The organism is Variovorax ginsengisoli, assembly GCF_030811835.1.
GTDB lineage: Bacteria > Pseudomonadota > Gammaproteobacteria > Burkholderiales > Burkholderiaceae_C > Variovorax > Variovorax ginsengisoli_C.
This window is the reverse complement of sequence record NZ_JAUSRO010000008.1, coordinates 242,748-257,421: the sequence shown is the minus strand read 5'-3', so window position 1 is coordinate 257,421 and position 14,674 is coordinate 242,748. Positions and strand designations below refer to the sequence as shown.

General features: G+C 64.7%; 14 protein-coding genes. 8 read left to right on the top strand and 6 right to left on the bottom strand.

Annotated elements, in window-relative coordinates; genetic code table 11:
* Window positions 1-49 precede the first annotated feature (49 nt).
* From accB to J2W36_RS14660, 5 genes are all read left to right on the top strand, one after another.
* Window positions 50-499 carry an acetyl-CoA carboxylase biotin carboxyl carrier protein gene (gene accB / locus J2W36_RS14680; RefSeq protein WP_307690489.1) on the top strand — a complete coding sequence of 150 codons (450 nt, stop codon included), beginning with the start codon at window positions 50-52 and terminating at the stop codon, window positions 497-499.
* Window positions 500-501: 2 nt separating this feature from the next.
* A complete protein-coding gene (accC, locus tag J2W36_RS14675; protein ID WP_307690488.1) occupies window positions 502-1,851 on the top strand; it encodes an acetyl-CoA carboxylase biotin carboxylase subunit in 1,350 nt (449 codons plus the stop codon).
* Window positions 1,852-1,969: 118 nt separating this feature from the next.
* Window positions 1,970-2,854, top strand: coding sequence for a 50S ribosomal protein L11 methyltransferase (gene prmA, locus J2W36_RS14670; RefSeq protein WP_307690487.1), 885 nt, complete (start codon window positions 1,970-1,972; stop codon window positions 2,852-2,854).
* A gap of 43 nt (window positions 2,855-2,897) precedes the next feature.
* On the top strand, window positions 2,898-3,575 hold the full coding sequence (locus J2W36_RS14665; protein ID WP_307690486.1) for a zinc-ribbon domain-containing protein: 678 nt from the start codon (window positions 2,898-2,900) through the stop codon (window positions 3,573-3,575).
* A gap of 51 nt (window positions 3,576-3,626) precedes the next feature.
* On the top strand, window positions 3,627-4,529 hold the full coding sequence (locus J2W36_RS14660) for a carbohydrate kinase family protein (protein WP_307690485.1): 903 nt from the start codon (window positions 3,627-3,629) through the stop codon (window positions 4,527-4,529).
* A gap of 88 nt (window positions 4,530-4,617) precedes the next feature.
* Here the strand turns inward: J2W36_RS14660 and J2W36_RS14655 are convergent, their stop codons facing one another.
* The 6 genes from J2W36_RS14655 to J2W36_RS14630 all read right to left on the bottom strand — a co-directional run bounded on the left by J2W36_RS14655 (window position 4,618) and on the right by J2W36_RS14630 (window position 11,747).
* On the bottom strand, window positions 4,618-5,181 hold the full coding sequence (locus J2W36_RS14655; protein ID WP_307690483.1) for a histone H1-like DNA-binding protein: 564 nt from the start codon (window positions 5,179-5,181) through the stop codon (window positions 4,618-4,620).
* A 195-nt stretch (window positions 5,182-5,376) separates the two neighbouring features.
* Entirely contained in the window at window positions 5,377-6,561 is a 1,185-nt protein-coding gene (locus tag J2W36_RS14650; RefSeq protein WP_307690482.1) for a ribonucleotide-diphosphate reductase subunit beta, read from the bottom strand.
* A gap of 150 nt (window positions 6,562-6,711) precedes the next feature.
* A complete protein-coding gene (locus tag J2W36_RS14645) occupies window positions 6,712-9,633 on the bottom strand; it encodes a ribonucleoside-diphosphate reductase subunit alpha (RefSeq protein ID WP_307690481.1) in 2,922 nt (973 codons plus the stop codon).
* A gap of 364 nt (window positions 9,634-9,997) precedes the next feature.
* Window positions 9,998-10,603: a 1,6-anhydro-N-acetylmuramyl-L-alanine amidase AmpD gene (gene ampD / locus J2W36_RS14640; protein WP_307690480.1), complete on the bottom strand. Its 606-nt coding sequence runs from the start codon at window positions 10,601-10,603 to the stop codon at window positions 9,998-10,000.
* A gap of 34 nt (window positions 10,604-10,637) precedes the next feature.
* A complete protein-coding gene (locus tag J2W36_RS14635) occupies window positions 10,638-10,898 on the bottom strand; it encodes a PP0621 family protein (RefSeq protein WP_307690479.1) in 261 nt (86 codons plus the stop codon).
* Between the two features lie 42 nt (window positions 10,899-10,940).
* Window positions 10,941-11,747: a cytochrome C assembly family protein gene (locus J2W36_RS14630; RefSeq protein WP_307690478.1), complete on the bottom strand. Its 807-nt coding sequence runs from the start codon at window positions 11,745-11,747 to the stop codon at window positions 10,941-10,943.
* Window positions 11,748-11,836: 89 nt separating this feature from the next.
* Between J2W36_RS14630 and ffh the strand changes: the two genes are divergently transcribed.
* From ffh to J2W36_RS14615, 3 genes are all read left to right on the top strand, one after another.
* A complete protein-coding gene (gene ffh, locus J2W36_RS14625; RefSeq protein WP_307690477.1) occupies window positions 11,837-13,225 on the top strand; it encodes a signal recognition particle protein in 1,389 nt (462 codons plus the stop codon).
* Between the two features lie 171 nt (window positions 13,226-13,396).
* The gene (locus tag J2W36_RS14620) at window positions 13,397-14,176 is read left to right on the top strand and encodes a TerC family protein (RefSeq protein ID WP_307690476.1); all 780 of its coding nucleotides are present in this window, start codon (window positions 13,397-13,399) and stop codon (window positions 14,174-14,176) included.
* Window positions 14,177-14,190: 14 nt separating this feature from the next.
* Window positions 14,191-14,667, top strand: a complete 477-nt coding sequence (locus J2W36_RS14615; RefSeq protein WP_307690475.1) for a hypothetical protein — start codon at window positions 14,191-14,193, stop codon at window positions 14,665-14,667.
* The last annotated feature ends 7 nt before the right edge of the window (window positions 14,668-14,674 follow it).

Here is a 14,674-nt window from a genome sequence, read left to right as displayed (position 1 = left end):
TCAAGCGAGTTATGTCCTAATGGCCGGCGATGTCCGGTGATGGAGTCCCATGGATCTGCGCAAGCTCAAGACACTGATTGATCTGGTGTCCGAATCGAATATTTCCGAACTCGAAATCACGGAGGCCGAAGGCAAGGTCCGCATCGTCAAGGCGGGTGAGGCTGCGCCCGTGCAGTACGTGCAAAGCGCCGTTGCTGCCCCCGCGGCCGCACCGGCGGCTGTCGCTGCTGCGGCGCCTGCGCCGGCTGCTGCGCCCGCGGCCACCGGCCATGTCGTGAAGTCGCCCATGGTTGGCACTTTCTACCGCTCGTCGAGCCCGGGCGCTCCGGCTTTCGTCGAAGTGGGAAGCCAGGTCAAGGAAGGCGACACCATCTGCATCATCGAAGCGATGAAGATCCTCAACGAGATCGAAGCCGACAAGTCGGGCACGATCACCCAGATCCTCGGCGAGAACGGACAGGCGGTCGAATACGGTCAATCGCTGTTCATCATCGAGTGACCATGTTCAAGAAGATCCTGATCGCCAACCGCGGTGAGATTGCCTTAAGAATCCAGCGAGCCTGCAGCGAACTCGGCATCAAGGCCGTGATGGTCTATTCCGAGGCGGACCGCGAAGCAAAGTACGTCAAGCTCGCACAGGAAGCCGTGTGCATCGGCCCGGCACCCTCGGCATTGAGCTACCTGAGCATGCCGGCCATCATCTCGGCGGCCGAAGTGACCGACGCCGAGGCGATCCACCCCGGCTACGGCTTTCTCAGCGAGAACGCGAATTTTGCCGAGCGCGTGGAGCAAAGCGGCTTCCAGTTCATCGGCCCGACGCCCGAGTCGATCCGCATCATGGGCGACAAGGTGTCGGCCAAGCAGGCGATGATCAAGGCGGGTGTGCCCTGCGTCCCCGGTTCCGAAGGCGAGCTGTCGGATGACGCGCCGACCAACAAGCGCATTGCGCGGGCCATCGGCTACCCGGTGATCATCAAGGCCGCCGGCGGCGGTGGCGGGCGCGGCATGCGCGTGGTCCACACCGAGGCAGCGCTGATCAACGCGATCCAGATGACCAAGGCGGAAGCCGGCGCAGCCTTCAACAATGCGGCCGTCTACATGGAGAAGTATCTCCAGAACCCGCGGCACATCGAGATCCAGATCCTGGCGGACAAGCACAAGAACGCCGTCTACCTGGGCGAACGTGATTGCTCGATGCAGCGACGCCACCAGAAGGTCATCGAGGAATCGCCGGCACCGGGCATCGCACGGAAGTTGATCGAGAAGATCGGCGAGCGTTGCGTGGCGGCCTGCAAGAAGATCGGCTACCGCGGTGCCGGTACCTTCGAGTTCCTCTACGAAAACGGCGAGTTCTATTTCATCGAGATGAACACGCGCGTGCAGGTGGAGCATCCGGTGACGGAATTCACCACCGGCATCGATATCGTCAAGACGCAGATCCTGGTGGCTGCCGGCGAGAAGCTGCCGTTCACGCAGCGCCAGATCGAGATGCGCGGGCATTCCATCGAATGCCGCATCAACGCCGAAGACGCCTGGAAGTTCACGCCGTCGCCGGGCCGCATCACGATGTGGCATCCGCCGGGCGGCCCGGGTGTGCGCGTCGACTCGCACGTCTACACGAACTACTTCGTGCCACCGAACTACGACTCGATGATCGGCAAGATCATCGTGCACGGCGACACCCGCGACCAGGCACTTGCGCGCATGCGTACCGCCTTGAACGAGACCGTGATCGAAGGCATCCAGACCAACATCCCGCTGCACCGCGAGCTGATGGTCGACGCCAAGTTCATGGCCGGCGGGACCAACATCCACTACCTTGAAGAGTGGCTGGCGGCGCATAAGCGGTGACTCGCCCCCAGGCTTCGCGCACTTCGTGTCGCTGCGCCTTCCCCCTACCGGGGGCAACACCGGAGGCCCGGCAGAGCCGGTTCCTCGGTGTTCTTGGTGAAGAGAAGAGGGATTTGTCATGTTTGAACTTCGTCTGATGGCGCCGGAAGACCGGGTCGAGACCGTCAGCGACGCGCTCGACGCGCTCGACGCGCTGAGCGTGTCGGTCGAGGACGCCGACGCGCAGACCGATGCCGAGCAGGCGCTGTTCGGCGAGCCCGGCATGCCGCCGCCCAAGGAGGGCTGGCAGCGGTCGCGCGTGATCGCGCTGTTCCAGACCGAGGTGCTTGCGCGCGAGGCGGCTCAGGTGCTCCACGCACAGGACTTCTTCGACGGTTGCCAGTTGCTTGGCGTGGCCGACGTTCCCGAGCAGGACTGGGTGCGCCTGACGCAGTCGCAGTTCGCACCGGTGGAGATCACGCCTGAATTCTGGATCGTGCCGACCTGGCACGAGCCGCCTGCCCAGGCGCGGGAAGTCATCCGGCTCGACCCGGGCCTGGCTTTCGGCACCGGCACCCACCCGACCACCCGCATGTGCCTGCGCTGGATCGCCACGCGCCAGCGCGCCGCGCTCGGCCGCGTGCTCGACTACGGTTGCGGTTCGGGCATCCTTGCCATCGGCGCGGCGAAGTTCGGCGGGCTCGACATCGACGCGGTCGATATCGACGAAGCCGCGGTGCAATCCACTCGCCTGAACGCCGAGGCCAACCGTGTGCAGCTTCGTGCGGGCTTGCCCGACGCCGTGCAAGGGCACTACGACACGGTGCTGGCCAACATCCTGGCGACGCCCCTCAAGGTGCTCGCACCGCTGCTGTGCGAGCGCGTGGCAGCAGGCGGATCGCTGGTGCTGGCCGGCATCCTGGAGCGCCAGGCCGACGAACTCAAGCTCGCCTACGCGCCCTACGCCAACCTCGAAGTGAGCGACAGCGAGGACGGCTGGATCCTGATGACGGCGCGCCTGTGAGCCAGGGGAGGGGCACCGCAGCCCCGACCTACAATCGGCGCGCATGAGCACCACTGCCTGTTGTCCCTCCTGCGGCACCACCTTTCGCGTGGCGCCCGAGCAGTTGCGTGCGTCCGACGGCTGGGTGCGTTGCGGTCGCTGCAGCCGGGTGTTCGACACGACCGACACGGCAATGCTGCCTGCAGGACCTGCAGCCGCCATCCCCGATGCGCCCACTGCACCCGCTGGGTTGCACGACGACGAAGAAGACGACGCGCCCTGGACGGGGCCCGCGCCTGCCGAGGCGCTGCGCAACCTCCCATCGCTGGATCTGGGTGTCGGGACGGCGCCGCCGACGGTCGCAGCAACGTTTGCGTCCAGCCCTGTTGCTGCGCCGCCACCGCCACCGCTGCCTTTTCCTGTGCCACCCGTTCCTCAGGCGCCAGCGGCCGAGATGGCGACCGAGGCGCTGATCACCCCGCCCGTGGCCGTGCTGCGTCAAGCCGACATACACCTGCCTTCCGATGGCCCAGCGCATCGCGCCCAGGTCGACGCTGCCGCGGTGGCGCGCAGCGCCCGGGAGCGCCTGGGTGCCACCACGGTCACTCCCCCGCCCGCGGCAGTACCCCGCCGTGCGCGGCGCATCGCCTTCGTCATCGGTCTGGCCGTGCTGGTGTTTGCTGCGCTGCTGGCCCTGCGTTGGCGCGACACGCTCTGTTCGTGGGTGGGATGCGGCGCCTGAGCGCCTGCACCGACGCCTGTTCTATTCCTTTCTCCTTCAACGGTTCATCCCATGGCAGCAGTGATTTGCGGTTCCCTCGCGTTCGACACGATCATGACCTTCGGTGGGCGCTTCGCCGACCAGATCCTCCCGGACCAGTTGCACATTCTCAATGTGTCCTTCCTGGTGCCGGAGATGCGCCGCGACTTCGGCGGCTGTGCGGGCAACATCGCCTACAGCCTCAACGCGCTGGGCGGCCAGGCGTTGCCGATGGCCACCGTCGGCAATGACGGCGCGGACTACGTTGCACGCCTGCGCGAACTCGGCATCGGCACGGAGTTCGTGCGTGAGCTCAGCGACACCTACACCGCGCAGTGCTTCATCACCACCGACCTCGCCAATAACCAGATCACGGCTTTTCATCCCGGTGCGATGCAGCAGGCACACCTGACGAAGATCGAGGCACGTCCGGATATCCGACTGGGCATCATCTCGCCGGACGGGCGGGATGCCATGCTCGAGCATGCCGCGCAATTCAAAGTGGCCGGTATTCCATTCGTGTTCGATCCAGGCCAAGGCCTGCCGATGTTCAACGGCGACGAACTCACGCGCTTCATCGAGCAGTCGGACTGGGTCACCGTCAACGACTACGAGGCCAGGATGCTCAGCGACCGCACGGGCTGGAGCAGCGCAGAGATTTCGCGCCGCGTGCAGGGACTGGTGGTGACGTTGGGGGCGCAAGGCTGCGAGGTCTGGGTGAAGGGTGAATGCACCGTGGTACCGGCGGTCGTTCCCACCGGGATCGTCGATCCGACCGGGTGCGGCGACGCCTGGCGCGGCGCGCTGCTGTTCGGTCTGGAGAAGGGCTGGTCGCTGGTGGATTGTGCGGCGCTGGGCAACCGGATCGGCGCGCTCAAGATCGCCGTTCGCGGTCCGCAGAACTACCAGGTCGACCGCGAGGCGCTCGGGCTTTGAGGTGCCCCATGCCGCCCTGACCGGCGGCATAAAAAAAGCCCGGCACCGTGAGGTACCGGGCTTTTCGCCTTCAGGGGCGCAGAGCGACTCAGGGCTTGCTGGCGGTCGGGAACGGCCAGGCAGCCTGCGGGTTCAGCGTCGTTTGTGCAGCAGGCGCAGGGGCAGGGGCGACGGGCGCCTTGGCGGCAGGCTTTGCGGCCTTCTTGGCAGCAGGCTTCGACGCGGGCTTGGCGGCAGCCTTGGTGGCGACCTTCTTGGCCGCTACCTTCTTTGCCGGAGCCTTCTTCGCAGGTGCCTTGACGGCAACGGCTTTCTTCGCCGGGGCCTTCTTGGCTGCGACCTTGGTGGCGACCTTCTTGGCTGCTACCTTCTTCGCTGCAACTTTCTTGGCCGCAACCTTCTTCGCTGGCGCCTTGGCGGTCACTGGCTTGGCTGCTGCCTTGGGCGCTGCGGCCTTCGCGACGACCTTCTTGGTTGCTGCCTTCACGGCGGTCTTCTTGGTCGCGACGGCCTTCTTGGCGGCGACCGGCTTCTTTGCAGCGACCTTCTTGGTGGCAGCCTTCACAGGTGCCTTCTTCGCTTCAACCTTCTTGGCCGTCACCGGCTTCTTTGCAGCGACTTTCTTCGCCGATGCTTTCTTTGCAGTTGCCATTTTCATTCTCCTTGATCAAGTTGAAAAATCAACCTTTTGAAGCGCTCCATGCCCGCTTGTGAACGTGGAGCGATTCATGGCGTTGGATTTCAAGCTCCAGCACCATGAACACCTGCGCCCGCACCACCGCCACGTTCTCAGACGCGGTCGCTGGTGAGGGCAATTCTGAATGCATCGATTGTCGTGCGTAAAAGACTAATCCCAGGAGAGCGCACCGCCCGATTGATACTCGATCACGCGTGTTTCGAAGAAATTGCGCTCTTTCTTCAGGTCAATCATTTCGCTCATCCACGGAAACGGGTTCTCTTCGTTCGGGAACAGCGTTTCCAGGCCGATCTGCTGCGCGCGCCGGTTGGCGATGTAGCGCAGGTAGCCCTTGAACATGGAGGCGTTCATGCCGAGCACGCCACGTGGCATGGTGTCTTCGGCGTATTGGTATTCGAGCTCGACCGCCTTCATGAACAGCGCCTTGATCTCGGCCTTGAATTCGTTTGTCCAGAGGTTCGGGTTCTCGAGCTTGAGCTGGTTGATCAGGTCGATGCCGAAGTTGCAGTGCATCGACTCGTCGCGCAGGATGTACTGGTACTGCTCTGCAGCGCCGGTCATCTTGTTCTGGCGGCCCAATGCGAGGATCTGCGTGAAGCCGACGTAGAAGAACAGGCCTTCCATCAGGCAGGCGAAAACGATCAGCGACTTGAGCAGTGTCTGGTCGGTTTCGTGCGTGCCGGTCTTGAAGTTGGGGTCGCTGATCGCGTCGATGAACGGGATCAGGAACTGGTCCTTGTCGCGGATCGACTTGACTTCGTTGTACGCGTTGAAGATCTCGCTCTCGTCCAGGCCGAGCGACTCGACGATGTACTGGTAGGCGTGCGTGTGGATCGCTTCCTCGAAGGCTTGGCGCAGCAGGAACTGGCGGCACTCGGGTGCCGTGATGTGGCGGTACGTGCCCAGCACGATGTTGTTGGCAGCCAGCGAATCGGCGGTCACGAAGAAGCCGAGGTTGCGCTTGACGATGCGGCGCTCGTCTTCGGTCAGGCCGTTCGGGTCCTTCCACAACGCGATGTCGCGCGTCATGTTCACTTCCTGCGGCATCCAGTGGTTGGCGCAGGTGGCGAGGTATTTTTCCCAGGCCCACTTGTACTTGAACGGCACCAGCTGATTGACGTCGGTCTGGCCGTTGATGATGCGTTTGTCCGAGGCCTTCACGCGGTGTGCGACGGCGGCCTGAACGGGCGCAGTGGCGGGCGTGGATGCGTGCGCAGGGGCTGCGCTTGGCGAAGTCGGCACGTCCACCGGGCGCGCATTCTGCGCACCGTTTTGTGATGGTTGTGGCGATCCTTGCGGCAAGGATGGCTTGACTTCTTCGTCCCAGGTCAACATAGAAAAATCCAATGCTCAAATTATGTGAGCAACGATGTGAGTTGCAAAGTGCGGCTCTTCATCGCGCTCGAATTATCTCGTGCTTATGTTGTTCGCGAACATCGCATCGTGTCAGGCGATGCCGCGAATCACACTCGCTTCAGGCCTGCATCACTGGCAGGCTTCGCAGGTCGGATCGTCCACACCGCAGAAGGCGATGTCGGTGGCCGGGATGTTGCTCATCTGTGCCTTGGCAGCGGCGGCCGCGGCATCGAGTGCGCTCATCTGCGATGCGGGTGCCTCGCCGCCCGACGAGACTGCATTCAGTCGGCCCGATTGCACCGTCGACTTCTCGGCATGCGTCGCACTCTGCGTGCGCAGGTAGTAGGTCGTCTTCAGGCCGCGCAGCCATGCGAGCTTGTAGGTGTCGTCGAGCTTCTTGCCCGATGCGCCGGCCATGTAGATGTTCAGCGACTGCGCCTGGTCGATCCACTTCTGGCGACGCGCGGCGGCCTCGACCAGCCAGCGGGTCTCGACTTCGAATGCCGTGCCGTAGAGCGCCTTGATGTCCTGCGGCACGCGGTCGATCGGACGCAGCGAGCCGTCGAAGTGCTTCAGGTCCATGACCATCACGTCGTCCCACAGGCCCAGGCGCTTGAGGTCGCGCACCAGGTAGTGGTTGATCACCGTGAACTCGCCCGACAGGTTCGACTTGACCGACAGGTTGCCAAAGCACGGCTCGATCGAGGCATCGACGCCGATGATGTTCGAAATGGTGGCCGTCGGTGCGATGGCCACGCAGTTCGAATTGCGCATGCCGTCGGTCTTGATCTTGCTGCGCAGCGCGTCCCAGTCGAGCGTGACCGAACGGTCGACCTCGACATAACCGCCGCGTGCCTTCTCAAGCATGTCCAGCGTGTCGATCGGCAGGATGCCCTGGTCCCACAGCGAGCCCTTGTAGCTGGAGTACTGGCCGCGCTCACGGGCGAGGTCGGTCGATGCCCAGTAGGCGTAGTAGCAGATCGCTTCCATCGAGCGGTCGGCAAACTCCACGGCTTCCTGCGACGCATACGGAATGCGCAGCTCGTACAGCGCGTCCTGAAAGCCCATCAGGCCCAGGCCGACCGGACGGTGGCGCAGGTTGGAAGTGCGTGCCTTCTCGACCGCGTAGTAGTTGATGTCGATCACGTTGTCGAGCATGCGCATCGCCGTCGAGATCGTCTTCTTGAGCTTTTCCTTGTCGACCTGGCCGTCCTTCAGATGCTGCAGCAGGTTGACCGAGCCGAGGTTGCAGACCGCGGTTTCGGTGTCGCTGGTGTTGAGCGTGATCTCGGTGCACAGGTTCGACGAATGCACGACGCCAGCGTGCTGCTGCGGCGAGCGCACGTTGCAGGCGTCCTTGAACGTGATCCATGGGTGGCCGGTTTCGAACAGCATCGTGAGCATCTTGCGCCACAGGTCGCTGGCGGGCAGCGAACGCGAAGGCTTGATCTCGCCGCGTGCGGCCTTGGCTTCGTATGCCACGTAGGCGCGCTCGAACTCGGCGCCGAAGAGGTCGTGCAGTTCGGGCACGTCGTTGGGCGAGAACAGCGTCCAGTTGCCCTTTTCCATCACGCGGCGCATGAACAGGTCGGGGATCCAGTTGGCGGTGTTCATGTCGTGCGTGCGGCGGCGGTCGTCGCCGGTGTTCTTGCGCAGTTCCAGGAACTCCTCGATGTCGAGGTGCCACGTTTCCAGGTACGTGCAGACCGCGCCCTTGCGCTTGCCGCCCTGGTTCACGGCCACGGCCGTGTCGTTGACCACCTTCAGGAAGGGCACGACGCCCTGCGATTCGCCGTTGGTGCCCTTGATGTGGCTGCCCAGCGAGCGCACGCGCGTCCAGTCGTTGCCCAGGCCGCCGGCGAACTTCGACAGCAGCGCGTTCTCCTTGATCGATTCGTAGATGCCACCCAGGTCGTCGGGGACCGTGGTCAGGTAGCAGCTGGAGAGTTGCGAGCGCAGCGTGCCGGCGTTGAACAGCGTGGGCGTGCTCGACATGAAGTCGAAGGACGACAGCACTTCGTAGAACTCGATGGCACGTGCCTCGCGGTCTTTTTCCTGCAGCGACAGGCCCATGGCCACGCGCATGAAGAAGGCCTGCGGCAGTTCGATACGGGTCTTGCGCACGTGCAGGAAGTAGCGGTCGTACAGCGTCTGCAGGCCGAGGTAGTCGAACTGCAGGTCGCGTTCGGCCTTGAGCGCTGCGCCCAGGCGGGCCAGGTCGAAGGTGAGCAGTTGCGCATCGAGCAGCTCGTTGTCCACGCCCTTCTGGATGAATTGCGGGAAGTAGTCGACATAGGCCTGCGAGCGCTCCACGGGCATCACTTCACGGCCGACGATTTCCTTGAAGATCGTGTGCAGCAGCAGGCGTGCGGTCGCGAAGGTGTAGTCGGGGTCCTTTTCGATGAGCGTGCGGGCCGCCAGGATCGAGGCCTTGTAGACCTCGTCGAGCGGCACGCCGTCGTACAGGTTGCGCATCGTCTCGGCTTCGATCGGCGCAGCGGTGACGCCGTCGCCCAGGCCCGAGCAGGCCGATTCGATCAGGCCCTTGAGTTCGGCCACGTCGAGCGCCACGCGCTGGCCGCCGTCGAGCACGTGCAGCTGCGGCGCTGCGGGCACGACCTGTTCGCCCTTCTTGGCGCGTTCCTGCATGCGGCGCTCGCGGTAGAGCACGTAGGCGCGTGCGACTTCGTGGTGGCCGCCGCGCATCAGGCCGAGCTCGACCTGGTCCTGCACGTCTTCGATGTGGAAGGTCCCGCCGCCTGGACGCGAACGCATCATCGCGCGCACCACCGCCTGGGTCAGCGTGTCGACCGTTTCACGCACGCTGGCCGACGCCGCGCCCTGGGTGCCGTGCACCGCCAGGAAGGCCTTCATCATCGCGATGGCGATCTTCTGGGGCTCGAAAGGGACGACCGCGCCGTTGCGGCGCAGGATCTGGTAGTGCGCCAGCGTGTTGCTGTCGGGCATGCCGGCGGTGTCGCGAGGCTCGGCGCCGCCGGGCTGCGCGGTGGCGGCACGGGCGGACGACGGGGTGTTCAGTGCAGTTTGCATGGAGGTCCTCAAGGGGAAATCGGTAGGATCGATGGCCATTGCGGCGATCGTTTCGGCGGCCAGCGCCGAGCCAGGAGCACACTATATCTGGGGTCAAAAGGGCCCACAACCACTAGATGTAGCGTTTTGTTCCGAGAAGGTGAGCGGAAAAAATGCTGCTGGACGGCCCATTGCACACCAGCCCGCGTCAGTACTGTGTCATGCCTGTGAAAGCCAAGCTTCATGCGGGTTTCGGGCGCTTTCCGGCTTCCAGGCCGCATGGCTGCTCGCTCTGCATTTCGCCTGCCGATGGGCCGATGCTGTTGCGTAACCACATCGGCTGCGCCCCATCGATTGGAAAAATTTCAGCGAGGCCCCGTGTTTTTCACATGCCGGGAGGAAAAGCCGCCGCGTCCCAATTCAGCGAGGCGCGAAGCCGCTGCCAGTCGAACCCCGGACCCGGATCCTGCTTGCGCCCCGGTGCCACGTGCTCGTGCCCGGCGATGAAGTGCAGGGGGTAGCGGCTTGCCAGCGCAGGACACAGGCGTGCGAGCGCCACGTACTGCGCATCCTCGAAGTGCTCGCCCTCCAAGCCTTCGAGTTCGATGCCGATGGAGTCGTCGTTGCAGTTGCCGCGTCCGCGCCAGGCCGACGGCCCGGCATGCCAGGCCCGCGCATCGCAGCTGACGAACTGCCAGAGTTCGCCTGTACGCCGAAGAAAGAAATGGGCCGATACCTCGATGCCGCGGATCTGCTGGAAGTAGGGGTGCGCATCCCAGTCGAGCCGGTTGGTGAACAGGCGCTGCACCTCGTCGCCGCCATAGCAGCCCGGCGGCAGGCTGATCGAATGCAGCACCACCAGGTCGATCTGCGCGCCGACCGGCCGCGGGCCGAAGTTGGGCGAGGGCAGGTGCAGGGCCTCGCGGTACCAGCCTTCGTGCCAGAGAGCGACCTCCGGGATGCGGGCTGGATGTGAAGAAAGCGGGGTCACGGCAACGTGCAGTGCGAGGAACGCGACGACCGCGTCAGGTGCGCGGCGTGGCGCGTTCGGCCGCCTGCAGGTGGGCCTGGCTGCAGTACATGCCGCCGCGCGCGCCGCGCACTGCATCGGCGGCAGGCAGATGCAGGCCGCAGTGCGCGCAACGCAGCATGTCCTGCGGTGCGCCGACCGCCTTGGGCGCGGGGCGGGGTTCTGCCGCCTGACGCGCGCGCAACGCGTCTCGCCGGCTCTTGCGCCAGTGCCAGATCGCGAAGAAAACGACGAAGAAGACGATCAGGTATTTCATGGACAGGCGTGCAAGAGACGCTCGGTGGGAGAGGTAGAGCCTTCAGGCGGCGCGGTGCAGGAGCACTTCGAGCACGAAGCGCGAGCCGACGTAGGCCAGCAGCAGCAGCGCCGCGCCCACGTAGAGCACGCGACGCGCCGTACGGCCGCGCCAGCCAAAGCGCGCCCGCCCGATCAGCAGGATGGCAAAGACGACCCAGGCGAGCAGCGAGAACACGGTCTTGTGGTCCCACTTCCAGTTGCGGGCCGCGGTGCCGTAGAGGGTCTCGCCGAACAGCACGCCCGCCAGGAGCGTGGCCGACAGCAACACGAAGCCGGCCGTGACGAAGCGGAAGGTCAGGCGTTCGAGCGTGAGCAGCGGCACGCCGGTCTGCGGACCCGCGACCAGGCGGATCTGCTTTTCGGCGCGAAGGGTGAGCCATGCATGAACCACGGCCGCGCCGAACAGCCCGTACGACGCGATGCCCAGCGCCAGGTGCAGCGGCAGCCAGGGCGATGCACTCACGTGCAGCGGCGTGCCCGGAAACACGATGGCCGTCAGCACGACGGCTGCGCCCAGCCCGGCGAGCACGCGGCGCACCGCTAACTGCGGGAACATGCGGCTTTCAATGGCATAGACCGTCAGCACCAGCCAGGCCGTGACCGACAGCGCGGGCGCGAAACCGAAATGCGGCACGCCGCTGGTCAGGCCCCAGGCGAGCGCCAGACCATGCAGCAGCCATGCCAGCGCGAGCAAGCCCTGGGCCGTCTGCCGGGTCAGCCGCGACGCCATGGCAGCGATGAAGCCGTAGGCTGCCGCAGTGGCGATGCCCAGTGCCACGCCAAGTGGAGAGGGGATCGCTAAAATCATCAGGCTAGTTTATCTCCCCCGGGCCGCGCGCACGCCGTGTCGCGTCCCGTTTCATCGGCCCGCGCACCGCGGGCAAAGGCATCCCGCTCATGGCCACCGCCCTCACAGAAAAATTCTCCCGCCTCGTCAAGACGATGAGCGGCCAGGCCCGCATCACCGAAGCCAACGTGCAGGACATGCTGCGCGAGGTGCGCATGGCCCTGCTCGAGGCCGACGTGGCGCTGCCGGTGGTGCGCGACTTCATCGCGCGCGTCAAGGACAAGGCGCTCGGCCAGGATGTGCTGGGCTCGCTCAAGCCTGGCCAGGCGCTGGTGGGCATTGTCAACCGCGAACTCGCCGCCACCATGGGCGAGGGTGTCTCCGACATCAACCTGGTGGCGCAGCCCCCGGCCGTGATCCTCATGGCCGGCCTGCAGGGCGCCGGCAAGACCACCACCACCGCCAAGCTGGCCAAGCACCTGATCGAGAAGCGCAAAAAGAAGGTGCTGACCGTCTCGGGCGACGTGTACCGTCCGGCGGCCATCGAACAGCTCAAGACGGTGACGAAGCAGGCTGGCGCCGAATGGTTCCCGAGCACCCCCGACCAGAAGCCGCTGGACATCGCCCGCGCTGCGCTCGACCATGCCCGCCGCCACTTCTTCGACGTGCTGCTGGTCGACACCGCCGGCCGCCTGGCGATCGACGAGGTGCTGATGACCGAAATCAAGCAGCTGCACGCCGAACTCAAACCGGTCGAAACGCTGTTCGTCGTCGACGCCATGCAGGGCCAGGATGCGGTGAACACGGCCAAGGCCTTCAAGGAAGCGCTGCCGCTGACCGGCATCATCCTGACCAAGACCGACGGCGACTCGCGCGGCGGTGCGGCGCTGTCGGTGCGGCAGATCACCGGCGTGCCGATCAAGTTCGCCGGCACCAGCGAGAAGATCGACGGGCTGGAGGTGTTCGACGCGGAGCGCCATGCCGGCCGCATCCTGGGCATGGGCGACATCGTCGCGCTGGTCGAGCAGGTCACCGCTGGCGTCGACGTCGCCGCGGCCCAGAAGCTCGCCGCCAAGGTCAAGAGCGGCGCGGGCTTCGACCTGGACGATTTCCTTGGCCAGTTGCAGCAGATGAAGCAGATGGGCGGCCTCTCGAGCCTCATGGACAAGCTGCCTCAGCAAATGGCCGCCAAGGCGACCGAGGCCGACATGACCCGTGCCGAGCGCGACATCCGCCGCAAGGAAGGCATCATCCAGAGCATGACGCCGCTGGAGCGCCGCAAGCCCGAGCTGCTCAAGGCCACCCGCAAGCGCCGCATTGCCGCTGGCGCGGGTGTGCAGGTCCAGGAAGTGAACCGCCTGCTCAACGAATTCGAGCAGATGCAGACCATGATGAAGAAGATGAAGGGCGGCGGCCTGATGAAGATGATGAAGAAGATGGGCGGCATGAAGGGAATGCCGGGCATGGGCGGGCCAGGGGGGCCGAAGCTGCCTTTCTGATCTGAACTGTCTTTTCCCTCCACCGAGGCCGAGACACCCTTCACACCAATCCGGAGGGTGGCGTTTACCTGATCGCGCCCATGAAATGGGCCCATCCGAAATAGTGGAAATCCGCCGTGGCCGGCGGGTCGCAGGCATCATCCGGGCCAACTGATTCAGCCAAGGAATGTCGTGCAAAGTCTTCAAGCCCTTTTCTCGGATCCGACCGCCTGGGCGGCGCTGATTGCGCTGGTGATCATGGAGGTTGTGCTGGGCATCGACAACCTCATCTTCATTTCGATCCTGTCCAACAAGCTGCCCGAGCACCAGCGCAAACGGGCACGCCGCATCGGCATTTCGCTCGCGCTGGTCATGCGCCTCGCGCTGCTGTCCATGATCGCGTGGCTGGTCGGTCTCACGGCGCCGGTCTTCGATCTCGGACTGAAGGGCGCGCTCGATGCCGCCGGCGTGCCGAGTTTCGAAACCCAGTTTTCGTGGCGCGATCTGATCCTGATTGCCGGCGGCCTGTTCCTGATCTGGAAGGCCACCAAGGAAATCCACCACCATGTCGACCCGACACCTGCCATCGTCACGGCGGACGGCAAAGCGGTAGCCACCATCGCGTTCTCGTCAGTGCTCATCCAGATCGTCCTGCTCGACATGGTGTTTTCAGTCGATTCCATCCTGACGGCCGTCGGCATGACCGACAACCTAGCGGTGATGGTGATCGCAGTGGTCACGGCCGTGACCGTCATGCTGATCGCGGCCGAGCCGCTGGCCAATTTCATCAACCGCAATCCGACCGTCGTGATGCTGGCGCTCGGCTTCCTGCTCATGATCGGCGCCGTGCTGATCGCGGACGGCTTCGGTGTGCATGTACCCAAGGGTTACATCTACGCAGCCATGGCTTTTTCCACACTGGTGGAAGTGCTCAACATGCTGTCACGGCGCGCGCGCAGCCAGACGTCCTGAAACGGCGCTTTGCCATGAAGACCCCGCGCCGGTTTGAATACGATGTCTTCGCAGACTACTTCCAGTTCTACCTTCAGGACGAGTCCGCCGAAAGCAATCTCGGCGCGTGCTGGACGGACGAAGCCGTGGAGCGCCTGCTGGTGGTCGCGCCTCCCGGCACCATCGGCATCGGGACGGTTCGCAACATGAGCGTCCCCGTGGCGGTGGAAGTGGCCGGCGCGCAGCCCGATCCGGATTTTGAATCGTGGGACTACGTGGCCGAATGCGCCTTGGAGGTGCCCTCGGGCCGCATCGTGATCGCGGGATGCACGGATTATTTTCCTGACGCGCCCAGGATCGACGTCGAGCCGGGCAGCTACCGCGTTCGCATCTCCTACGGGGCGCTGGATTCGGTGTCCGAAGATGGGCTCGAGGGGCGCGACCACTATCGCCTGCAACTGTGGCCAGCACCGTCGACCGGGCTTCGTATTCTCAAGCCGCGGGTGGCCTGATTCAGCG